Origin of the sequence: Dyadobacter sp. CY326 (assembly GCF_021390515.1) — a bacterium.
GTDB lineage: Bacteria > Bacteroidota > Bacteroidia > Cytophagales > Spirosomataceae > Dyadobacter.
In genome coordinates this window covers 123,624-142,108 of record NZ_JAJUXI010000009.1, presented here as the reverse complement: position 1 = coordinate 142,108, position 18,485 = coordinate 123,624, and the positions used below count along the sequence as shown (strand labels likewise).

Here is an 18,485-nt window from a genome sequence, read left to right as displayed (position 1 = left end):
TTAATGTTTCATGACTAAGCTTTGGTCTTTTTTGCTGTTATTCTGTTTTTCGCTCACAACTTTTGCCCAAACCTTCCGCCCACCCGCGGCTCCTTTAATAACCATTGATCCTTACACAAGCGTGTGGTCTTTCGGCAATGACTTAAATGGCTCTATAACTAAGCATTGGACCGGCAAGCCGCAACCAATGGACGGCTTAATCCGCGTGGATGGCAAAACCTATCGCTTTATGGGCGCACCGACGCCGACGATGAAAACGATTCTACCAACAGCCAAGCAAGCTGCGTATACTGCCAAATTTACAACCGTAAAACCCGACCCAAACTGGTGGTTTAAGGAAGGTTACAATATCAGCACATGGAAACAGGCCCCTGCCCCATTTGGCACGCATGACCGCAACGACGCCATGCTAAAAGGTGGAACTGAGTTTGCAAATGAAGTTTGGTATCGCCGTGAATTCACATTGACAGCCGCTGATTTTGAGAAAGCAACATTGAATATTTTTCATGATGACGACGTAGCAGTTTATATCAACGGCGTCCCCGCATACGACTGCGCGCCTTGTTTTACAGGTGATTACGAATTCAAACCCATCAGTGCCTCTGCTCGGAAGGCGTTGAAAAAAGGAAAAAATATCCTTGCTGCTTATTGCAAAAATGGCGCTGGTCCGGGTTACATTGACATTGGCCTGGCAGATGAAATCGCTCCGAAAGGTGATGATGTCATTCAAGTTGCCAAGCAAACCAGCTTGAAAATGACGGCTACGCAAACCATTTACAGCTTCGAAGCGGGGCCGGTTCGGCTTAAAGCCAGCTTTGTAGCGCCATTGATTTTGAAAGATCTTGACATGGTGTCCCGTCCGGTTAATTATGTTGTTTATGAGTTGGTTTCAACAGATGGGAAAACGCATCAGGTTGAAATATTAAATTCGGTTTCGGGACTTTGGGCGGTGAATGATGCAGGTCAGCAAGTGGCTGGCAAGAGTGAAATACAGAACGGCTTACTCATGCTTTCGCTCGAAAATAGGGAGCAAAAATTGCTGGGTAGAAAAGGCGATGATGTCCGCATCGATTGGGGAAATGCTTATTTGGCCGCCGCTGCGACGAAAGTCAAAGGTTCTGGAATGGGCACGCCCGAGGAAATTATAAAGTCGTTTTCAAAAAGCGGCTCCATCAATGCGAATCAGACAACTGCTGCCCATGCGGATGCCAAATCCATTGCGATCGTGCTTGCGGATAAAGTAGGCGCTCAAAGCCTTTCCATGCACGTAATGCTCGGTTATGATGATGGATATTCGGTTCAGTATTTTGGCGAAAATCTGCGGCCGTGGTGGAATAAGGATGGGAAAAATACGATTCAAAATGAGCTTAAAAATGCGGAAAATGATTTTTCCAAAATCCTGACAGACTGCGAGGCGACGGATGAAATGATTTATCAGGATGCATTGAAAGCTGGTGGAAAACAATATGCGGAACTCTGCGTTTTGGCTTACCGTCAGGCCATTTCTGCGCACAAACTCGTTGCCCAGCCTTCGGGCACGCCTTTGTTTTTATCCAAAGAAAATTTCAGTAATGGCTCCATCGGAACTGTGGACATTACTTATCCTTCTGCGCCGCTCTTCCTGCTGTATAATCCAACATTGTTGAAAGGAATGATGGAACCGATTTTCTATTATTCAGAAAGTGGCAAATGGACCAAACCTTTCGCGGCACATGACGTGGGCACTTATCCGCTGGCTAATGGTCAGACTTACGGTGAGGATATGCCAGTCGAAGAATCCGGAAACATGCTGACGCTGACATACGCGATTTGCAAAGCCGAAAACAACATTGACTTCGCCAAAAAGCATTGGACAACGCTCACAACCTGGGCTAATTATCTCAAAAAGGAAGGTTTCGACCCCGCCAATCAGCTTTGCACCGACGACTTTGCTGGCCACCTTGCCCGCAATGCAAACTTGTCAATCAAGGCAATTATGGGTTTAGCTTCTTACGCAAAAATGGCCGAGCAGCTTGGTGACACTAAGGAAGCCGCAGAAGTAAACGCATTAGTCAAAGATTTTGCCAAGAAGTGGATGGAACTAGCCGACAGCGGCGATCATTACGCACTCACATTTGACAACAAAGATTCGTGGAGCCAGAAATACAACATTGTTTGGGATGAACTTCTTAAACTTAACGTCTTCCCAAAAACCGTCGCTGAAAAAGAAATCAAATATTACCTCACCAAACAAAAACCCTTCGGCCTTCCTCTCGACAGCCGTAAAACCTACACCAAATCTGACTGGATCATCTGGACCGCTACATTAGCCACCAACCAACCGGATTTCGAAGCATTAATTAAACCCGTCTACAAATACGCCATGGAAACCCCAGACCGCATTCCGCTTTCGGACTGGCACGAGACTGTGAATGGGAAGTCGGTTGGGTTTCGGGCGAGGTCGGTTGTTGGGGGTTATTGGATGAAGGTTTTGGGGGAGAAGTGGAAGTGAGGTGAGTTCTTAGAATGGTGGCCTAGAGAGCAGGCCACCATTCATTTTTAAGGATTTGGATATGAAGGACTCTCAACTTCTTTAATGGAATTATGGTCAACAAATAAATGAGCATATGCGAACTCGCCCTCGTTTTTCGTAAACGCTGTAAATGTTAAAACTTGTTCTGAATGTTTTGCTTCGAAGGTGATCGAGTAAGTTTTCCACAGAGCAGCATTGTTTGAATTCAAGCTAAGAACTAATGCGTTTTCTTTACCATCAGGGTAGATCCAATCTAAGGAAAGAGCATGTGCATACGCTTGTATTTTATTATTTTGCTTAACCTTGCTGACAGTAGTTGTGGCCCAAAAAGTTACCTTATACAGTTTACCTGGTTTAAGGTTTTTGATTTTCGTTTCGACGGCTGACCGTTTCCCCGCCGTAGCTTCAAAATCAATGACATTTATTTTAGTGCTTGTGCTAACCGTGAGAATTGAATTGTTAGCATCAAGTGCGCCAGGAATTGACGGAAGGGCTTTTTCCCAAGGCCATGCGGGGTTTCCAAATAAATAGGCTAAACTGGAATTTCCTGTGGGATATCCGACTGCATTACTAGAAGCGTTTCCACTTCTCGACCAGCCATTTGGATGAATATTACATCCCAGCTGGCCAAAAGTTGAATTAAAAATGGGGAATACTTTTATAAAACCACCCTCGTCGCGCATATTCGCATCCGACCTTTCACTTTTCGCAGGCGCCGGAGTCTGGACATCCTCCTTCGAGCAACTGCTCATCATCATTAAGCAGGCCAGGCCTAAGCCAATCGGCAATTTTTGTACTAAATTCATTTTTCTTGTTTTTTAGTTAAACATTTGTTTTGTTACTGGCTACAAAACAAGATTTTATAAAGTCCATAATCCCTAACCATTGAGCGCAAGGACGGTGTCAATTATTCCCCGGTTAAATAGCTTTTTTCGTAAGAAATAGTAATTCACGAATTGTAATTAGTACTAGCTTCGGCTTCGATTTATATTGATGCTTAGCCGTTCGGTTTTAGTTATTACATGTTTAATGGATCATAGTCAATTGATGAGACTACGCTTACTGCCTAGGAATTTTTTACACTATTCCGCTTTTAGGCTGGCATCAAACCGTGGACAGAAAGTCGGTTGGGTTTATGGCTCGGCCCGTTATAGGGATTATTGGATGAAGTTTTTTTTGGCGGGGTGGAAGTGATCTGAGTAGAAAAACCAAAGGCGGCTCGGATATCTCGGTGCTCGCAACGTACAAATCAATTGTATAATATTTACCTGGCTTCAGACCTTTAATTTTGGCTTCCACACCAGATCGTTTTTTTTCTGGTAATTGATCTACCGACCAACCGCCCTTCGCATAAGTGCTCAACGTAAGGACAAACTTTGCATTAGGCACATTTTGAATTGGTGGTAGCGGCTACTCCAAAGGCAGCCCTGGATTTCCAAACAAATGTGTCAAGCTTGAAGTACCAGTGGGCAATAAAGCCAAATCACTTGAACAAATAGGGCCTCTTTGCCAGCCAGCCGGATAAACATTTGAACCTGTTAGACCATAAGTTGCTGGAATGCTTGCTGCAACGGGAGTAAGGATAGGTGGAATTCCCTGCATGCTCGCATCCGTCCTTTCACCTATCACCGGCTCCGGAGTTTGCGCATCTTCCTTCGAGAGGCTGCTCATCATCATTAGCCAGGTTAGACCCAAGCCGATTGGTAATTTTTGTATTTAATTCATTTTGTTCTATTTTTTTGATTAAACATTTGCTTTGTATTGACTTCAAAACAAGCTTTTTAGCAACAGATGACTGGTTCAAAAATGAATAAGTGGAGGGGTAAGGTTATTTGTCGGTAATTCGGAGAAATCCGGGAGAAATTGCAAAGTCCGTACAGTAATGATTGCGTAGTTCCTGGTTTCCTTTTCAATGCTTTTTTTGCCTTGTTTGAAATGTTGAAATGTTTTCGATTAAATGAAGGTCCTATGAATTTTGTACGAGTAAAATTGAAAAAGGACAGCTTCGATGTTTCGGCTGCCCTTTTAATTCTTGAATCCAAACCTATTTATAGGTTAAATTTCAGCTCCTTAATTGAATTGTGGTCAACAAACAAGTGAGCGTAAGTTTCAGTAAATTGACTGCTCGATGTTGGATTGAATTTAAAAGTTATTTCGTCACCTGACGCAACGAAATTTATGGTTTTTGCAACCCATTCGGCCTTTCCCGTAAAATTGATTTCTGTTTGTAAGATTTTATTAGCACCGGCGAACAACCTAACCTGAATCCCTGAAGCATAATCTTGAACGGATTGGGACGGGCCTTTTAATTTAGTGGTTGAAGCGTAAAATGTAATTGCATACTTTTTACCTGCCACCAGGTTTTTGATTGTGGTTCCCGCTACTGAGTGATTTTGGAAATCATGTAACACTGATTCGGTAATGTTGTAAGTTGTAACCACTGAATTTGCGTTAGGAGCAGAGGGAATGGCAGGCAATGGTTTCTCCCAAGGCAATGCACTTTCTCCCCACAAATTAGTTAGGCTAGACGTTCCAGCAGGAAACCCAAGTTTATCATCCTCAGAAAGATTTCCCCACCCAGCCGGATATGAGCCTTTTCCAGTCGCACCAATTGTTGGCGAAAAGAAAGGAAATACATATGTCACTCCTTTGTGGCTTGAGTACATTTGCTCACTTGCCTGTGGTGAGCTAGGACTCACCGCTGCATCTTCCTTCGAGCAGCTGCTCATCATCATTAAACAGGCCAAGCCCAGGCCGATTGGTAATTTTTTTACTAAATTCATTTTTACTGTTTTTGTAGTGAAACATTTATTGCTGTTACTGACTACAAAAGAAATGTTAAAGTCATGAATGAGGTCATTGCAATGAGTGCGAGGCGGGCATTGATTATTCCCCGGTAAAAGGAAGAATTATCGTTGGCCATAGTAATTTTTTATCAGCAACTATTACTAGTGTCAGATTCAATTTAGCTTGGTATAATCGGAGATTTAGCAAAAAAATTATATCCCTTTTTCTAACAAATTCTTCGAAACAGTAAATTTAATGCCCTGTAAATCATTTTAACAAAAGAATCCGCCTCAATTGAAGTGGACTCTTTTGTTGAAATGAAAATATTATAAATTGTCTAATTTAGTTGTTGAACCGCGTTTTCGCCAACATGAATGTTTGTATAAGTTAATTTACTTTCTCCTTGTGGATTTTCGCTGTGGAAATCGAATTCTTGCTTATGGAATGTTGCTATAAATTCAATAGTTTCAGTAACCCATTCATTCTTTTTTCCATTGAAATCAATTACTTTTTCTGTTATTATATTATTACTATTCACATCTCTTACATGCAAATCAGCTGTGGCAGCATATGGGCCTGTACCATTAGCTTCATTTAGGGCAGTTCTGGATATACTAAAGGTAAGTTTGTATTTCTTGCCCGGTATCAAGTTTTCTGCATTCGCTGAAACGTAACCATAATAAGACTTTTCACCAACCATAGTAACAATAGACCCAGAGCCTGTTGACGGCGTTGGCAATGGTTGAACCCACTTTTTAGATGGATTACCGGCATACGCTGTCAAACTGGAAGTGGCATCAAGCTTCGTTTTACCTAAATGCCATTTCCCAGGCATACAACCTACACAAGTTGGGCCATTAGTAGACGGAAAGTGATATATAGGGACGAAAACTGGCCCACCCTGCCTTAAATTCGAACTTTCATTCGTAACAGCCGACCCCGGTGTCACCGCCTCCTCCTTCGAGCAGCTGCTCATGAACATGAAACAGGCCAAGCCGAGACCAAGTGGTAATTGTTTTATTAAATTCATTTTTTACTTTGTTTGTAGTTAAACATTTGTTTTGTTACAGGTTACAAAACACCACTTTCTGTTTTGAAAGAAGCTTAAAGAATAGGCAAACGGACGGCCTCAATTATTCGCCGGTAAGAAGAGCCATTTTAAGATGTCATTGTAATTTTTGAATTGTAATTATTACCAATCTCTGCTTCAACTTATCTTTATTTAGCCACCATTGTTTTCTTTCAAAACGTTCTACAATGTTGCTAGCTAATTAATATGGATACGATTTATTTCTATGGATTTGCAGAGCATCCAACGTTTGGAATGGAGTAAAAAGTCGTGGAAAATTGGTTGGATCGAAGTCGTTAAAGGTTTAGTGTGACCTCCAAGCAAAGTCAGCGTCTAAGATGGAAAAATCTAAACACGCTGCAAACATGAAAATTTACTATGTCTATATTCTCCAATGCTCAGATGAGAGTTACTATACAGGCGTTACAAATTGCTTGGAACGGCGATTTGAGGAGCACACTTCGGGGGTTAATTTAACGTGTTACACTTACAGTCGAAGGCCTGTGGAGTTGGTGTTTTCTTGTAAGTTTAGATATATCAATGATGCAATTGCTTTTGAGAAGCAGGTGAAAGGTTGGAGTAGGAAGAAGAAGGACGCGATTATTCATAGGAAATGGAATGAACTGAAGCCTTTGGCAGAATGTCAGAATCAGACGCATTCAAGGAATAAAAACGCCGATGAGAACTACTAGGCTCTGGATTGAAGAAAGTTCAGCCTGAGCGGAGTCTAAGGCACGCTACTCCTTGGCAACGTGCCTTCGACTCCGCTCAGGCTGACAGGGATGGGAACGCTCTGGTGCCTTGCTGGCAAGAAGCGCTACATCATCACCCTTCCAAAACCAACTCTTCCCTCTTCTGCTGCTTCCTGGCTTTACGGCCCGCGAAGCGCTCTTTTACTTTATCCACAAGATAATAAACACTTGGAACCAGGAAGATTGTCAGCAGCAATGAACTTGTCAGACCACCGATGATTACCCAGGCCATGCCATTTTTCACTTCGGCTCCGTCGCCGGAGGCTAATGCGATGGGTAACATACCGGCGATCATGGCGATGGTGGTCATTAGGATTGGGCGGAGACGTTCTTTTCCGGCTTCGATTAGTGCGTCTTTCAATGCGTGACCTTCCTCTTTTAATTGGTTGGTGAAATCGACGATCAGGATCGCGTTTTTCGCTACTAGTCCGAGCAGCATGATCATACCCACGATGGAGAAGATCGTTAAGCTTTCCATTGTCAAAGCCAATGCGGTTAATGCGCCGACCAATGCGACCGGGATTGAGAACAATACCACGAATGGATAAATGGTACTTTCGTAAAGCGCGACCATGATCAGGTAAATGAGCACGATACCGAGTACGAGCGCCCAGCCCAGACTTCCGAATGCGTCGGCCTGGTTTTTCAGGTCACCGCGGTATTCGATGAATACACCTTCTGGTAGTTTTACACTAGCCATTTTGGTCTGGATGTCGGCTCCGATAGAACCGGATGGACGGCCAATTACTTGGGAGTTAATGGTGATGGACGACAGACGGTCGATACGCTGCAGAACGCTTTCACCCATTCCTTCTTTGATCGTCGCGAACTGGGATAATTCGAATGCTTGACCTGCGCTGTTTACAAAACTCAGGTGGCGGATATCGTCGGCACTGGAACGGTTGAATTGGTCCAATGTGACCATAATGTCGTATTCCTTGCCATTTTCCTTAAATTTCGAACGGTCGTCGCCGCGGAATGCAGTTTGTAATGCTGCTCCCACTTCTGCTGCATTGATGCCCAATTGTGACATTTTCTCACGATCGAGCTGCACACCAACTTCCGGTTTCGGATCATCCACCGAATAATCGACGTTAGCTGTTCCCGGGATCGACGCTACAACTTCTTTCACTTGCGCAGCCGTTTTACGGATTGTCGCCATGTCGGTTCCTTTTACAGCCACCTGGATCGGCGCCTGATTGGCATTACCGGTGATAGAAGTTGGTGCTACCGTCACTTTTACGCCAGGAATTTGCAAAATCTCTTTTTGAATTTGCGTTCCAAAATCTTCTGCCGACATCGGGCGTTCTGCTTTGTCGACCAATTGAACAGTTAAGTCGGCAATGTTACCGCTTGATGTAGTTCCTAAACCGGTGCTGCTATAACCCACATTGGTAAATACTTTGGTCACTTCTTTTCTTGCCAAAAGCATTTTCTCAACGCGTTGCGCAACCTGATTGGTTTGGTAAACGGATGCTGTTGGTGCTAGTTCGAGTGACACATTCAGCTCGCCGCGGTCACTTTGCTGCATAAATGCTGCTCCGATAAAACCTCCCGGAACCAATGCGATTGAACCAACGATCAATGCGATTGCAAGTATGAAAACATATCTTTTATGACCCAGTGTCCAGGTCAGCATTCTGCCGTACTCGTTTTTGATATTGTCCAAAAACCTTTCAAAACCCAGGTTCAGCCTGCCCCACAGAGAATTTTTATCCAAAACCTCAATCTTACCAAAACGCGAAGCCAAAAGCGGCGTTAATGTAAAGGAGACGAACAAACTCATCAATGTAGAGAACACGACCACGAGGGAGAACTCTCTCAGAATGTTACCGATCAAACCGGAAGTCATTGCGAGCGGCACGAAAACCACGACGTCTACCAATGTAATCGCGAGGGCTGTAAACCCGATTTCTGCACGTCCGTCCAATGCGGCTTGCCACCTGCTTTTGCCCATTTCCATGTGGCGGTTGATGTTTTCCAAAACCACAATCGAGTCATCGACCAGGATACCAACCACCAGCGAAAGCGCCATTAACGTCATCAGGTTCAGCGAGAAACCGAGTACACTCATCAAAATAAATGTCGGGATCATCGAAGAAGGCAATGCGACCAAAATGAACATCGAGCTCCGGAAGCTGTGGAGGAACATTAACATGACAATGGATACGATCAAAACCGCAAGTCCAAGGTCAAAAACCACCGCATCGGCCGAGGCTAATGTGTAAATGGATTGATCCGATGCAATGTTGAATTTCAGTCCTGACGAAGCATATTGTTTTTCCAAAGTCGTCAGACGCTCACGTGTCAACTTACTCACGTCCACTGCATTGGCGTCGGATTGTTTTTGAATTTGCAAAGCCACCGACGGGCGACCATTAATGTGGTTAACCGCAGTTGCATCTGCTGTGCCGTCAAATACTTCGGCAATGTCTTTCAGGAAAACCTGTCCGCCAGAAGTGTTACGACCAACAATTACATTTCTTAAATTTTCAACAGTTGTCAGCTTTGCATCAAAACGAATGGAAAGCTGATCTTCCTGGGTTTTCACCTGACCGGCTGGGTATGAAGTATTTGCATTGTTAATCGCAGCAGAAACCTGCGCGATCGACAAGCGATATGCCTTCAATTTATCCTGACTGATATTCACCTGAATCTGGCGCTCCGTGCCACCAATGATCGTTACCTGACCTACTCCGGTTACGTTCGAAAGTTGTGGTTTCAGCTTATCATCAATCAAATCGTAAAGTGATGACGGAGACATATTTGCAGTCACTCCCATTCTCAAAACCGGGATTTCATCGGTTGAAAATTTATTAATAACTGGACGGTCAGCATCGTCGGGCAGCAATGAAATTACCTGCTCTACTTTACGCTGCGCTTCCTGCTGCGCCAAATCGACGCTGATACCTTGTTTTAACTGAATGATTACAGAAGAAACACCTTCCTGAGAAGTTGAATTGATCTGGTCCAAACCTTCGATCGCCGAAACGGCGTCCTCAATATGTTTGGTAACGTTGGTTTCGACCTCATCCGCAGCGGCGCCGCGGTAAGTCGTCATTACACTCACTACATTGGCCTCAAACTTGGGTAACAAGTTGTAGGACAATTGTTTATAGCTGATCACACCAAATAGTATCAACACCGTGAATACTACTATGATGAAGAGCGGTCTTTTTACTGCTACTTCGGTGATTGACATTTCTTGTCTTGTTTACTGATGAAAACTATTTTGTAACATGAACCGCAGCCCCGTCGCTCAGGTTGATCTGCCCGGTTGTAATCACCGTTTCGCCTGATTTCAAACCTCCCAAAACTTCCACATTGTCGCCCAACTCGCGACCAACCTGAATGTTACGTCTTTTTGCAACACCATTTTCCACGGCATATACATAAGGGTTGCGGACGCTTTCTACCAATGCACTCCTCGGAATAAGCAATGCACTCTGGCTGCTTTTTTGACTAAACTCAACACTTACAAATGTTCCGGCTCTCAATTGGTTTGAATTTTTAATCACGATTTCTACCGGATAATTATGCGATTCGTCGCCTTGTGGTGCAATGTAGGAGATCGTCCCATCGATTTTTTTATCGGGGAAAATGCTTGAACCTACTTTCACGTGCTGACCTTCCTTCAATTTATAAACATCATTTTCAGAGATCATTACCTGCACTTTCAGGCGCGAAACGTCTAGGATCGTTCCTAAGGAAGTCCCAACATTTACAAACTCACCCGGCTCAATGTTCTTCTTGATCACGCGGCCGCTGATTGGCGCAGCTACTACGGCATCATTGATTTGCTGTTTAATCTGCTCAGCCTGGTTCAATGCATTTTCGTAGTTGTATTTCGTATCGTTCACCTGCACTTCTGTTGCTGCATTTCCTGCCAAAAGCTTGTTGTAACGATCTGTGTCTTTTTTCAATTTGTTGATATTCAATTCGGTGGCTTGGAGTGAAAGCTCTTTTAGCTTGCTATCCACTTTCACGAGCGTCGCGCCTTGCGAAACGTAGCTTCCGAGGTCGTATTTAACCGACAAAACCTTGCCCGCCGAAGTCGCCATAATCTCGGCTTCTTTGAATGGAATCAGGCTACCGGTGCGAACCAGCTGCTGATCGGTGCTGCCTTCTTTTACTGCCACCGCAGTTACCGGAATGGTTACATTTTTGTTATCCGGCATTACTTTCTTTGCGTCCATCTTGGACTTGTTCGCTACCAGGCGGAAGCCGATGAGCAGACCTATAACTAGTATTGAGCTTATAATGATGATCTTCCTTTTCATTTTTAATGTTGAATGAGTGAATGAGTGAATGACTGAATATTTTGCCCTATGCTTTTATGAAGTGTTAAGGGAGATTTGTGTAAAAGTTGTTTAGGCTGCCTTGGGACTGTTCGATTCCTAGTTTGGCTTGGTAGTAGCTTAGCATGGAATTGATGTAGTTGCTTTGCGCTTCTTTATAAGACGTTTCTGCATTTAGCAGGTCCGATAATGTTACGGTGCCTTCTCTGTATTGCAGGGTCGTCACATCGTAAACCTCTTTGGCCAAAGTCACATTGCTTTCGTCGTTTCCAAGGTTCAGTTTTGCTTTTTGTAGCTGCGTGGTTGCATTGTGGTTTTGCAGCTCGTAATTCTGAACATTCAGTTTGAGCTGTTCATTTTGGGTCAAAAGATTCAGATCAGCCTGTTTGTATTGAGCGTCTCTTCTGAAACTATCGAAAATCGGAATGGTCAATTTCACACCGATTGAGCCGAAGCTGAACCAGTTGCCCCACGATTCTCCCAAATTCTGCCCCAGCGACTGCATTCCATAACGGCCATAAACCGACAATTTTGGAAGATAACCTGCTTTAATTCGCTCTTTTTCCAGTGATTGCAGCTGCATATTGACATTCTGAATTTTGAAGTCGGTCAGATTGGCAACGTCGAATTGATCTGGTTCTACAAGTTTCAATGGCTGGTTCAACGGGTTGTCCGTCAGTTCGAGCTGTTCGTTAAGCGGCATGCCCATTTGAAATTTCAATTGGTTTTGAGCCAAAATCAAATTGCTTTCTGCAAGTGTCAGCTGTGATTTAATGTTGTTCAAACTCACTTGCGTGCGGTCGAAATCCACTTTTTTAATCACACCATTATCAAGCTGCAACTGCAATGTTCCCAATATTTGCTGCGTTTTGTCAAGGTTATCCCTTAAAAGGTCGATCTGCGCGCTCGTAACAAAAACCTGATAATAAGCGTCGGTCACATTAAAAATGATCGTTTCCTTGGTTTTGTGTGCATTCAATGCTGCGTTTTCAAGGTTTGGTTTATTGGCCTTGATGCCAACAAGCAGCGCCTGGTCATAAACCACCTGATCTGCCTGAGCCGAAACGTTTGTCGAATATTTCGTTCCCAATGCAACACGCCTGTCTTCCCCGCCAAAAAGTGCACCCGGCAAAACAGTCGATTGCAGCTTAATGTTGTCATCGAGCGCTCCGTTGCCTGCCACTTGCGGCAAATAACCAGCCAGCGCTTCCCTGCCCTGCTGCGTTGCAATGCTTTCCTTATACTGCGCAATCTTTACATTCCCGTTGTTCTTAATCCCGTAAGCAATGCAGTCTTTCAGGCTGAGCTTCGTCTGCGCCCATGAACTCATGGAAGTTGCTGCCGTTATCAGGATTGCGATAATCCATTTCCTTTTCATCTGATTTGTATTAAACATTTGGCTAATCTCAAATTTAGTTGACACGTCTACTGGTGACATATCAACTATTTATATAAATTTTTTTATTTCTCAATCACGGAAACTACACGATCCAAAAAACCGATAAAGGTTTTGCGTTCTTCCTCTGTAAAATGCTCCATAACCTGGTTGTCAAAAGCAATCACCAATGCCTGGATTCTTTCGCAGACAAACTTGCCGCTGGGCGTAAGCGTTACCAGATTCTTTCTTTTATCCTCAATGTCACTTTCAATTTTCAGAAACCCGTCTTTATGCAATGTTTGCACAGAACGCTGAATTCCAGCTTTATCCTTTTGCAAAACATTGGCAATGTCCTGCTGGGTCATAACGTGTTCCTGAAAATATACAACCATGAGGATTGGCAACTGCTCTGCAAGCACCGGAATGCCTTCCTGAACCAATTGCGCATTCATTTTTTTAAACACAATTTTAGTCACAACCCCCAGCTTGAATTGCAGGGAGTTCTTCATGTCCTCTTTAATGTTGAAAAATTTAGGCTGTGTCATATTCATGGTGCAAATGTAAACTACGTTGATATATCAACCAAATATTTATTGAAATAGTTTCTTAGCTGAAAAACAAAAAAAGCCCTGGGCTGCAGCCCAGGGCAATGTGTTATCAACTAATGATTTTTACTTGCTTAAGGTCTTGATCAACATTCCTTTTGTAACCTTGTCCGACAGCGACATGCCGTTCATGATAGCCAGGTCATCCATTTGTTTGTCAGACTGGTTATTATCTCTAAGCGCATCTTTAAGCGAGCCGTCGCGCTGAACGGTTTTAATTCGAATGCGGTCGGGTTGGCGGTTAAGGATATTTCCGTCGGTTACGGACTTAAAGCCTTGTGCAACAGACTTGAACTGGTTTACATTTCCACCAAAATTCGCTGCCGCAGCAACGCCGTGAAATGCATAAATGTTGCCGCCAAACTGGATTAACCAAGATGCAACCTGAATTGAGTTTTGTGTTGGAGCAGCTTGCTGGCCAGTTTGCGTCTGTTCAGCCTGGGTTGATATCATCACGATTGCCGGATTGCCGTTAATCGTTGTTTTCTCATTCTCAGACACTTGCAAACCGTAATTTTTTACTGTTGCCTGCGCCGCTTCTTCCAATGTCTTGCCTGGTGCAATGGTAAAAAGCATCATTGACTTTCCGTCCTTTGCCGCCATTTGAAATTGTGCGGGAGAGTTTTCATACTGCCATCCGCTTGGCACCGGGAACTGCAATTTCAGTTCGGGATGGTAAAAAGTGTTATTTTCAACAAAACCCTGTTTCGGGTCTGTCCCGTAAATGATGCCTTCAATTTTGCGCAGATAAGCATCGCGGTTTACATTATATTTTGCTGGATGTTCTTTCTGATATTCCGTTGCCAGCTTTTCCACTTTCGTTTGTCTTCCTCCCGGATCAGGGTGGGTTGATTGAAAAGTCGGGATCGTTTGTCCGGCTTTCTCACTGATCTTTTTCAATGTGCCAAAGAAATCAGCCATTTGATGCGCATCATAGCCGATCTTGCTCGAATATTCCACACCGATTTTATCCGATTCCGTCTCATGTTCGCGGCTGTAACTCAAAAGCAACAATCCCAAAGCCTGCTGCGTCTGATCAGCGAGCCCGCGGACCGTTTCCGAAAGCACCATCCCGGCCATTAACCCCACCTGACCGAAAATTTGTGATGTTTGCTGGCGCGCCGAATGTCTTGCCGTAATGTGACCGATTTCGTGACCCAAAACGCCGGCAAATTCTGCTTCATTATTAAAGTGCGCCATAATGCCCCTTGTAAAGTATACGTAACCGCCAGGCACAGCAAAAGCGTTGACAACGGGCGAGTCTACAATGAAGAATTGATAGGGCAAATCAGGCCGGTGAGAGATATTTGCCATCGCCTTTCCTTTCTCATTAATGAACGCATTCAGGTTTTTATCGTCGTAAATGCCCATTGTAGCCACAATCGAGGGGTGGGATTCAGCGCCGAGCGCTATTTCCTTTTCCTTCGACATAAAAATTATTTCCTTTTTACCGGTTACGGGATTCTTAGAACAGCCCGATAGCAACCCTGCACTGACAAGGCAGAGGAGAATGTGAAATTTAATTTTCATAGAATAATAAAAAGAAGACAGTTACCAGAGAGTTGGTCATATTAAAACTTTGTAATGAATTTCACGAAATAATCATGCCAAGTCGCGGGCGCAATGTGACGGGTGCAAACCAAATATTTTTACATTAGCTAAGCTAATTATCTAAATTACGCCAAATTGGTATGAAAGTTGTCCATCCGATTCATTCCTAAAATATTGACATTCGAAAATACATTTACACTATGAATTCCAAAAAAAGCACTTTTAGTCTGCTGCCTTCCTGGTTGGTGCGATTCGACTTTTTTGGGCTTTTTGAGCAAGATCCATTTGGTAACTATCTGATTTTTAAACGAATCATTATTTTCATCATCGGCTGGTTCACTTATTATCGTTACACGGCTGTTAATAAAATTGAAATTATCGGAAGCGATCAGCTGATAGAACTTCCGGATAACGGCGTGCTTTTCCTCTCCAATCACCAGACTTACTTCGCAGACGTCATTGCTTTTTACCATATTTTTTGCGCGACCAAATGGGGTTATAAAGACACCATATCTCCGCCATTTTACCTGTTTTCACCGCGTGCAAGATGTTATTATGTTGCTGCATCAGAGACAATGAAAGAAGGCATTCTTCCTAAATTATTCAGCATTGGCGGCGCCATCACCATTGAACGCTCGTGGCGCGCAAACGGTGAGAATGTGACGCGGCAACTGGATAATGCGGCTCAGGACAAAATCGGAATGGGCTTGAAACATGGCTGGGTTGTGAGCTTTCCGCAGGGAACTACAAAGCCGTTTGCGCCGGTTCGCAAGGGCACGGCACATTTGATAAAAGACCATCAACCCATTGTAATTCCGGTGGTTATCAATGGTTTCAGAAGAGCATTTGATAAAAAAGGCTTGCGATTCAAGAAACGAAACACAAAGCTAACCGTCCATTTCAAAGCTCCTATGCACTTTTTGCCAGATGAATCTTTGGAAAGCATGATCGAGCGCGTCACGAAAGCCATTGAACAGGAAGTTCCGAAAGAAGGATCGGCATTGGCGGCGGTTTCTGAAATCGAATAACCCTCTTTTACCGTAAATAAGCTAAACACTTCCCGAGCATTCATGAATGGCAAAAAAGTATTAATCACCGGCGGAACAGGACTTATCGGAAAACGACTGACAGCATTACTGCTCGAAAAAGGTTATCAGATCGCCTATTTAAGCCGAAAAAAAAGCAACATTCCTTCGGTTCAGGTTTATGAATGGGATGTGGCAAAAGGTTATATCGAAGCCGGCGCAGTTGAAAATACGGATTATCTGATCCATCTGGCGGGTGCGGCAGTTGCGGACGGTCGCTGGACGGAGGAACGCAAAAAGGAAATTATATCAAGCCGGACCGAGACTATTGCATTGATTGGCAAAGCTTTAAGAGAAAAAAACATCCGGCCAACGGCATTCATTTCTGCTTCCGGGAGCAGTTATTATGGTGAAGACTCGGGCGATGTTCGTAACACGGAACAGTCGCCGGCAGGAAAAGATTTCTTGTCTCACGTAACCGTTGTTTGGGAGCAAGCAGCAGACCGCATTGCGGAAATGGGCGTCAGGACGGTTAAGCTCCGGACCGGCATTGTTTTGAGCAAGGATGGCGGCGCACTGCCGCAAATGGCAGCTCCTGCCAAGTTCGGTTTCGGGGCTCCGCTGGGCTCAGGCAAGCAATGGGTTTCGTGGATTCATCTCGACGACCTTTGCCGAATGTACATTGAAGCCATGGAAAACGAATCCTGGGAAGGCGCTTACAATGCTGTTGCAAGTCAGCCCGTGACCAATGCAGAGCTTACCAAGCAGATTTGCATTGCACTGGACAAACCGCAATGGTTGCCGAATGTGCCGTCATTTGCATTGAAATTGGCTTTCGGAGACATGGCCAATGTTGTCCTCGGCAGCAATTATCTGATCAATGAAAGGATTGCTAAGGAGACGACTTTCGAATATCAGTTTCTTGAACTGGATAAGGCGCTGAGGGATATTTATGCAAAATAGGCTCGTTCTTATTCCTCCTCCTCTTTCTCTTCCTTTTGATCTTCAACGCTTTGCAATGTCGTCAGCCATTTGTCGCGCTGTAATTTTGCTTTAAAATCATCCAGGACATTGAGCTGAATATTGCCATTGCTAAAAGTTGACATTTGTAAGCCTACGAAAGATAACGCTTCGTTTAAGCGGAATTCCAATGGTTCGGCAGTGAAAATGCAGTCATTCCAATACCATTCCAGTGATTCGCCAGCGACTTCTTCTACAATGTCAATGTAATCCTGCAATGTATATCCGATAAAAGGTTTCCCAAAACGCGTCCACAGCAACTGCATAACCGTATCGAGCGATTGTGCGTGATTGGTTTTTTTTCTCAAATACAAATCAAGAATCAGCGAAACCAATGCTCCTTTGTGGTAAACGGACACTTTGCGATTGGGAATTCCTTTTTCATAACCATCCAGCCAAAGGTCAAATGAAGAGTCGGCAAGTGACTGCGTTGCTTGTGAGCTGCTTTCAAAATGCCGTTTCATGTAAACCTGCAACTCCTTAATGTAATTTTCGTCGGTAAAAACGCCCGCCCGTCTCAGAAAAAGATCGCCGTAATAAGTTGTGCAGCCTTCTGCGACGAAGCAAGTGCGGAAGTAATTTTCTTTGGTAAAATCATAGGGCAAGAGCTCCGTTGGGCGAATGCGAATGATGTTCCATGTATGAAATAATTCATGCGAACTCACACCCAAAAGATCCGAATAAAGTCCTTCGCCCTCATCGTCCGGCCCCAGCACGATCATTGTGGAGTTGTGATGTTCGACGCCATGGTAAAAGGCGTTTGGCAAAATCAGGTTAAGGAAATGATATTCAGTTTCCGGAAACTCGCCTATTGTCGCAATCTGCTCACGGGAAAAACGGCGAAAATCGCGCTTAATGCGGTGCCAATTTGGTTTTAAGTTGCCATGCATCCATATCTTAAAATTTACGTCGTAAACTTTATAATGGTGTTCCTGTAAAGTTTGAGAAGCAAGCAACGGGCTGTCAACCAATTGGTAAAAGTCGATTGCGGATAAAAGGTTGCCATTTTTTGGCAATCCGCAGGCAATCTCATAACCCGCTGGTAATTCGAGTTGCACATTGTAAGGCTCGCCAATGCGCCCTTCGGTGTACATGCAGAAATTGATAAAATTGAGATACCATAATTCCTCGTCCACGTAACTGCTGCCCGCATTTTGAATGGCTGCATAATAGGTGTAACGGATTCTGACTTCTTTTTCGCCAGCCGTTGCAACCTGCCAGCGGTCTTTCGTTACTTTATGAAGAGCGAGTTTCTGATCTGTGGCGGAGATCGCTTCGATAAATTGAATATTTTTGGCAAAATTCTGTATTTCATATCGCCCGGGTCTCCACGCTGGCAGTTGAATCTCTATAAAATCGGAGTCAATTCCAGGAATCTTGTAAGTAATGTGTAATAAATGAGACTGCGGGTCAGATACGGAAATAGAATAATGCATAGATAATGAAGATAATTTGAGGAGTGTGTAGCACTAGTTAATGCACAAACCA

The 18,485-nt window shown here is 43.9% G+C and carries 14 protein-coding genes; 4 read left to right on the top strand and 10 right to left on the bottom strand.

Translation table 11 applies throughout. From position 1 onward, the window contains the following. Positions 1–10: 10 nt before the first annotated feature. Positions 11–2,491 carry a glutaminase family protein gene (locus LZG73_RS18750; protein ID WP_233853413.1) on the top strand — a complete coding sequence of 827 codons (2,481 nt, stop codon included), beginning with the start codon at positions 11–13 and terminating at the stop codon, positions 2,489–2,491. Positions 2,492–2,538: 47 nt separating this feature from the next. Here LZG73_RS18750 and LZG73_RS18745 read toward each other — a convergent pair whose 3' ends face one another. The 4 genes from LZG73_RS18745 to LZG73_RS18730 all read right to left on the bottom strand — a co-directional run bounded on the left by LZG73_RS18745 (position 2,539) and on the right by LZG73_RS18730 (position 6,329). Next, positions 2,539–3,318 carry a hypothetical protein gene (locus tag LZG73_RS18745; RefSeq protein ID WP_233853412.1) on the bottom strand — a complete coding sequence of 260 codons (780 nt, stop codon included), beginning with the start codon at positions 3,316–3,318 and terminating at the stop codon, positions 2,539–2,541. Positions 3,319–3,922: 604 nt separating this feature from the next. Next, on the bottom strand, positions 3,923–4,189 hold the full coding sequence (locus LZG73_RS18740) for a hypothetical protein (RefSeq protein WP_233853411.1): 267 nt from the start codon (positions 4,187–4,189) through the stop codon (positions 3,923–3,925). Positions 4,190–4,560: 371 nt separating this feature from the next. Beyond that, positions 4,561–5,295, bottom strand: coding sequence for a hypothetical protein (locus tag LZG73_RS18735; RefSeq protein ID WP_233853410.1), 735 nt, complete (start codon positions 5,293–5,295; stop codon positions 4,561–4,563). A 341-nt stretch (positions 5,296–5,636) separates the two neighbouring features. Continuing rightward, positions 5,637–6,329 (bottom strand): hypothetical protein, encoded by a 693-nt coding sequence (locus LZG73_RS18730; protein ID WP_233853409.1) that lies wholly within the window; start codon positions 6,327–6,329, stop codon positions 5,637–5,639. Positions 6,330–6,706: 377 nt separating this feature from the next. Between LZG73_RS18730 and LZG73_RS18725 the strand changes: the two genes are divergently transcribed. Next, complete coding sequence (locus LZG73_RS18725) at positions 6,707–7,060, top strand: GIY-YIG nuclease family protein (RefSeq protein WP_310588452.1); 354 nt, start codon at positions 6,707–6,709, stop codon at positions 7,058–7,060. A 133-nt stretch (positions 7,061–7,193) separates the two neighbouring features. On the opposite strand, the gene LZG73_RS18720 is transcribed toward LZG73_RS18725, so the two are convergent. From LZG73_RS18720 to LZG73_RS18700, 5 genes are all read right to left on the bottom strand, one after another. Then, entirely contained in the window at positions 7,194–10,322 is a 3,129-nt protein-coding gene (locus LZG73_RS18720) for an efflux RND transporter permease subunit (RefSeq protein ID WP_233853407.1), read from the bottom strand. A 25-nt stretch (positions 10,323–10,347) separates the two neighbouring features. Next, a complete protein-coding gene (locus LZG73_RS18715; RefSeq protein WP_233853405.1) occupies positions 10,348–11,400 on the bottom strand; it encodes an efflux RND transporter periplasmic adaptor subunit in 1,053 nt (350 codons plus the stop codon). Between the two features lie 64 nt (positions 11,401–11,464). Next, complete coding sequence (locus LZG73_RS18710) at positions 11,465–12,796, bottom strand: TolC family protein (protein WP_233853404.1); 1,332 nt, start codon at positions 12,794–12,796, stop codon at positions 11,465–11,467. Between the two features lie 83 nt (positions 12,797–12,879). Beyond that, positions 12,880–13,341: a MarR family winged helix-turn-helix transcriptional regulator gene (locus tag LZG73_RS18705; protein ID WP_233853403.1), complete on the bottom strand. Its 462-nt coding sequence runs from the start codon at positions 13,339–13,341 to the stop codon at positions 12,880–12,882. 126 nt (positions 13,342–13,467) lie between these two features. After that, positions 13,468–14,931 carry a M48 family metalloprotease gene (locus LZG73_RS18700; protein ID WP_233853400.1) on the bottom strand — a complete coding sequence of 488 codons (1,464 nt, stop codon included), beginning with the start codon at positions 14,929–14,931 and terminating at the stop codon, positions 13,468–13,470. A gap of 221 nt (positions 14,932–15,152) precedes the next feature. Here LZG73_RS18700 and LZG73_RS18695 point away from each other — a divergent pair, with 221 nt between their 5' ends. Then, positions 15,153–15,980: a 1-acyl-sn-glycerol-3-phosphate acyltransferase gene (locus LZG73_RS18695; RefSeq protein WP_233853399.1), complete on the top strand. Its 828-nt coding sequence runs from the start codon at positions 15,153–15,155 to the stop codon at positions 15,978–15,980. 42 nt (positions 15,981–16,022) lie between these two features. Then, on the top strand, positions 16,023–16,940 hold the full coding sequence (locus LZG73_RS18690; protein ID WP_233853398.1) for a TIGR01777 family oxidoreductase: 918 nt from the start codon (positions 16,023–16,025) through the stop codon (positions 16,938–16,940). 8 nt (positions 16,941–16,948) lie between these two features. Here the strand turns inward: LZG73_RS18690 and LZG73_RS18685 are convergent, their stop codons facing one another. Then, a complete protein-coding gene (locus tag LZG73_RS18685) occupies positions 16,949–18,433 on the bottom strand; it encodes a M61 family metallopeptidase (RefSeq protein WP_233853397.1) in 1,485 nt (494 codons plus the stop codon). Positions 18,434–18,485: the final 52 nt, after the last annotated feature.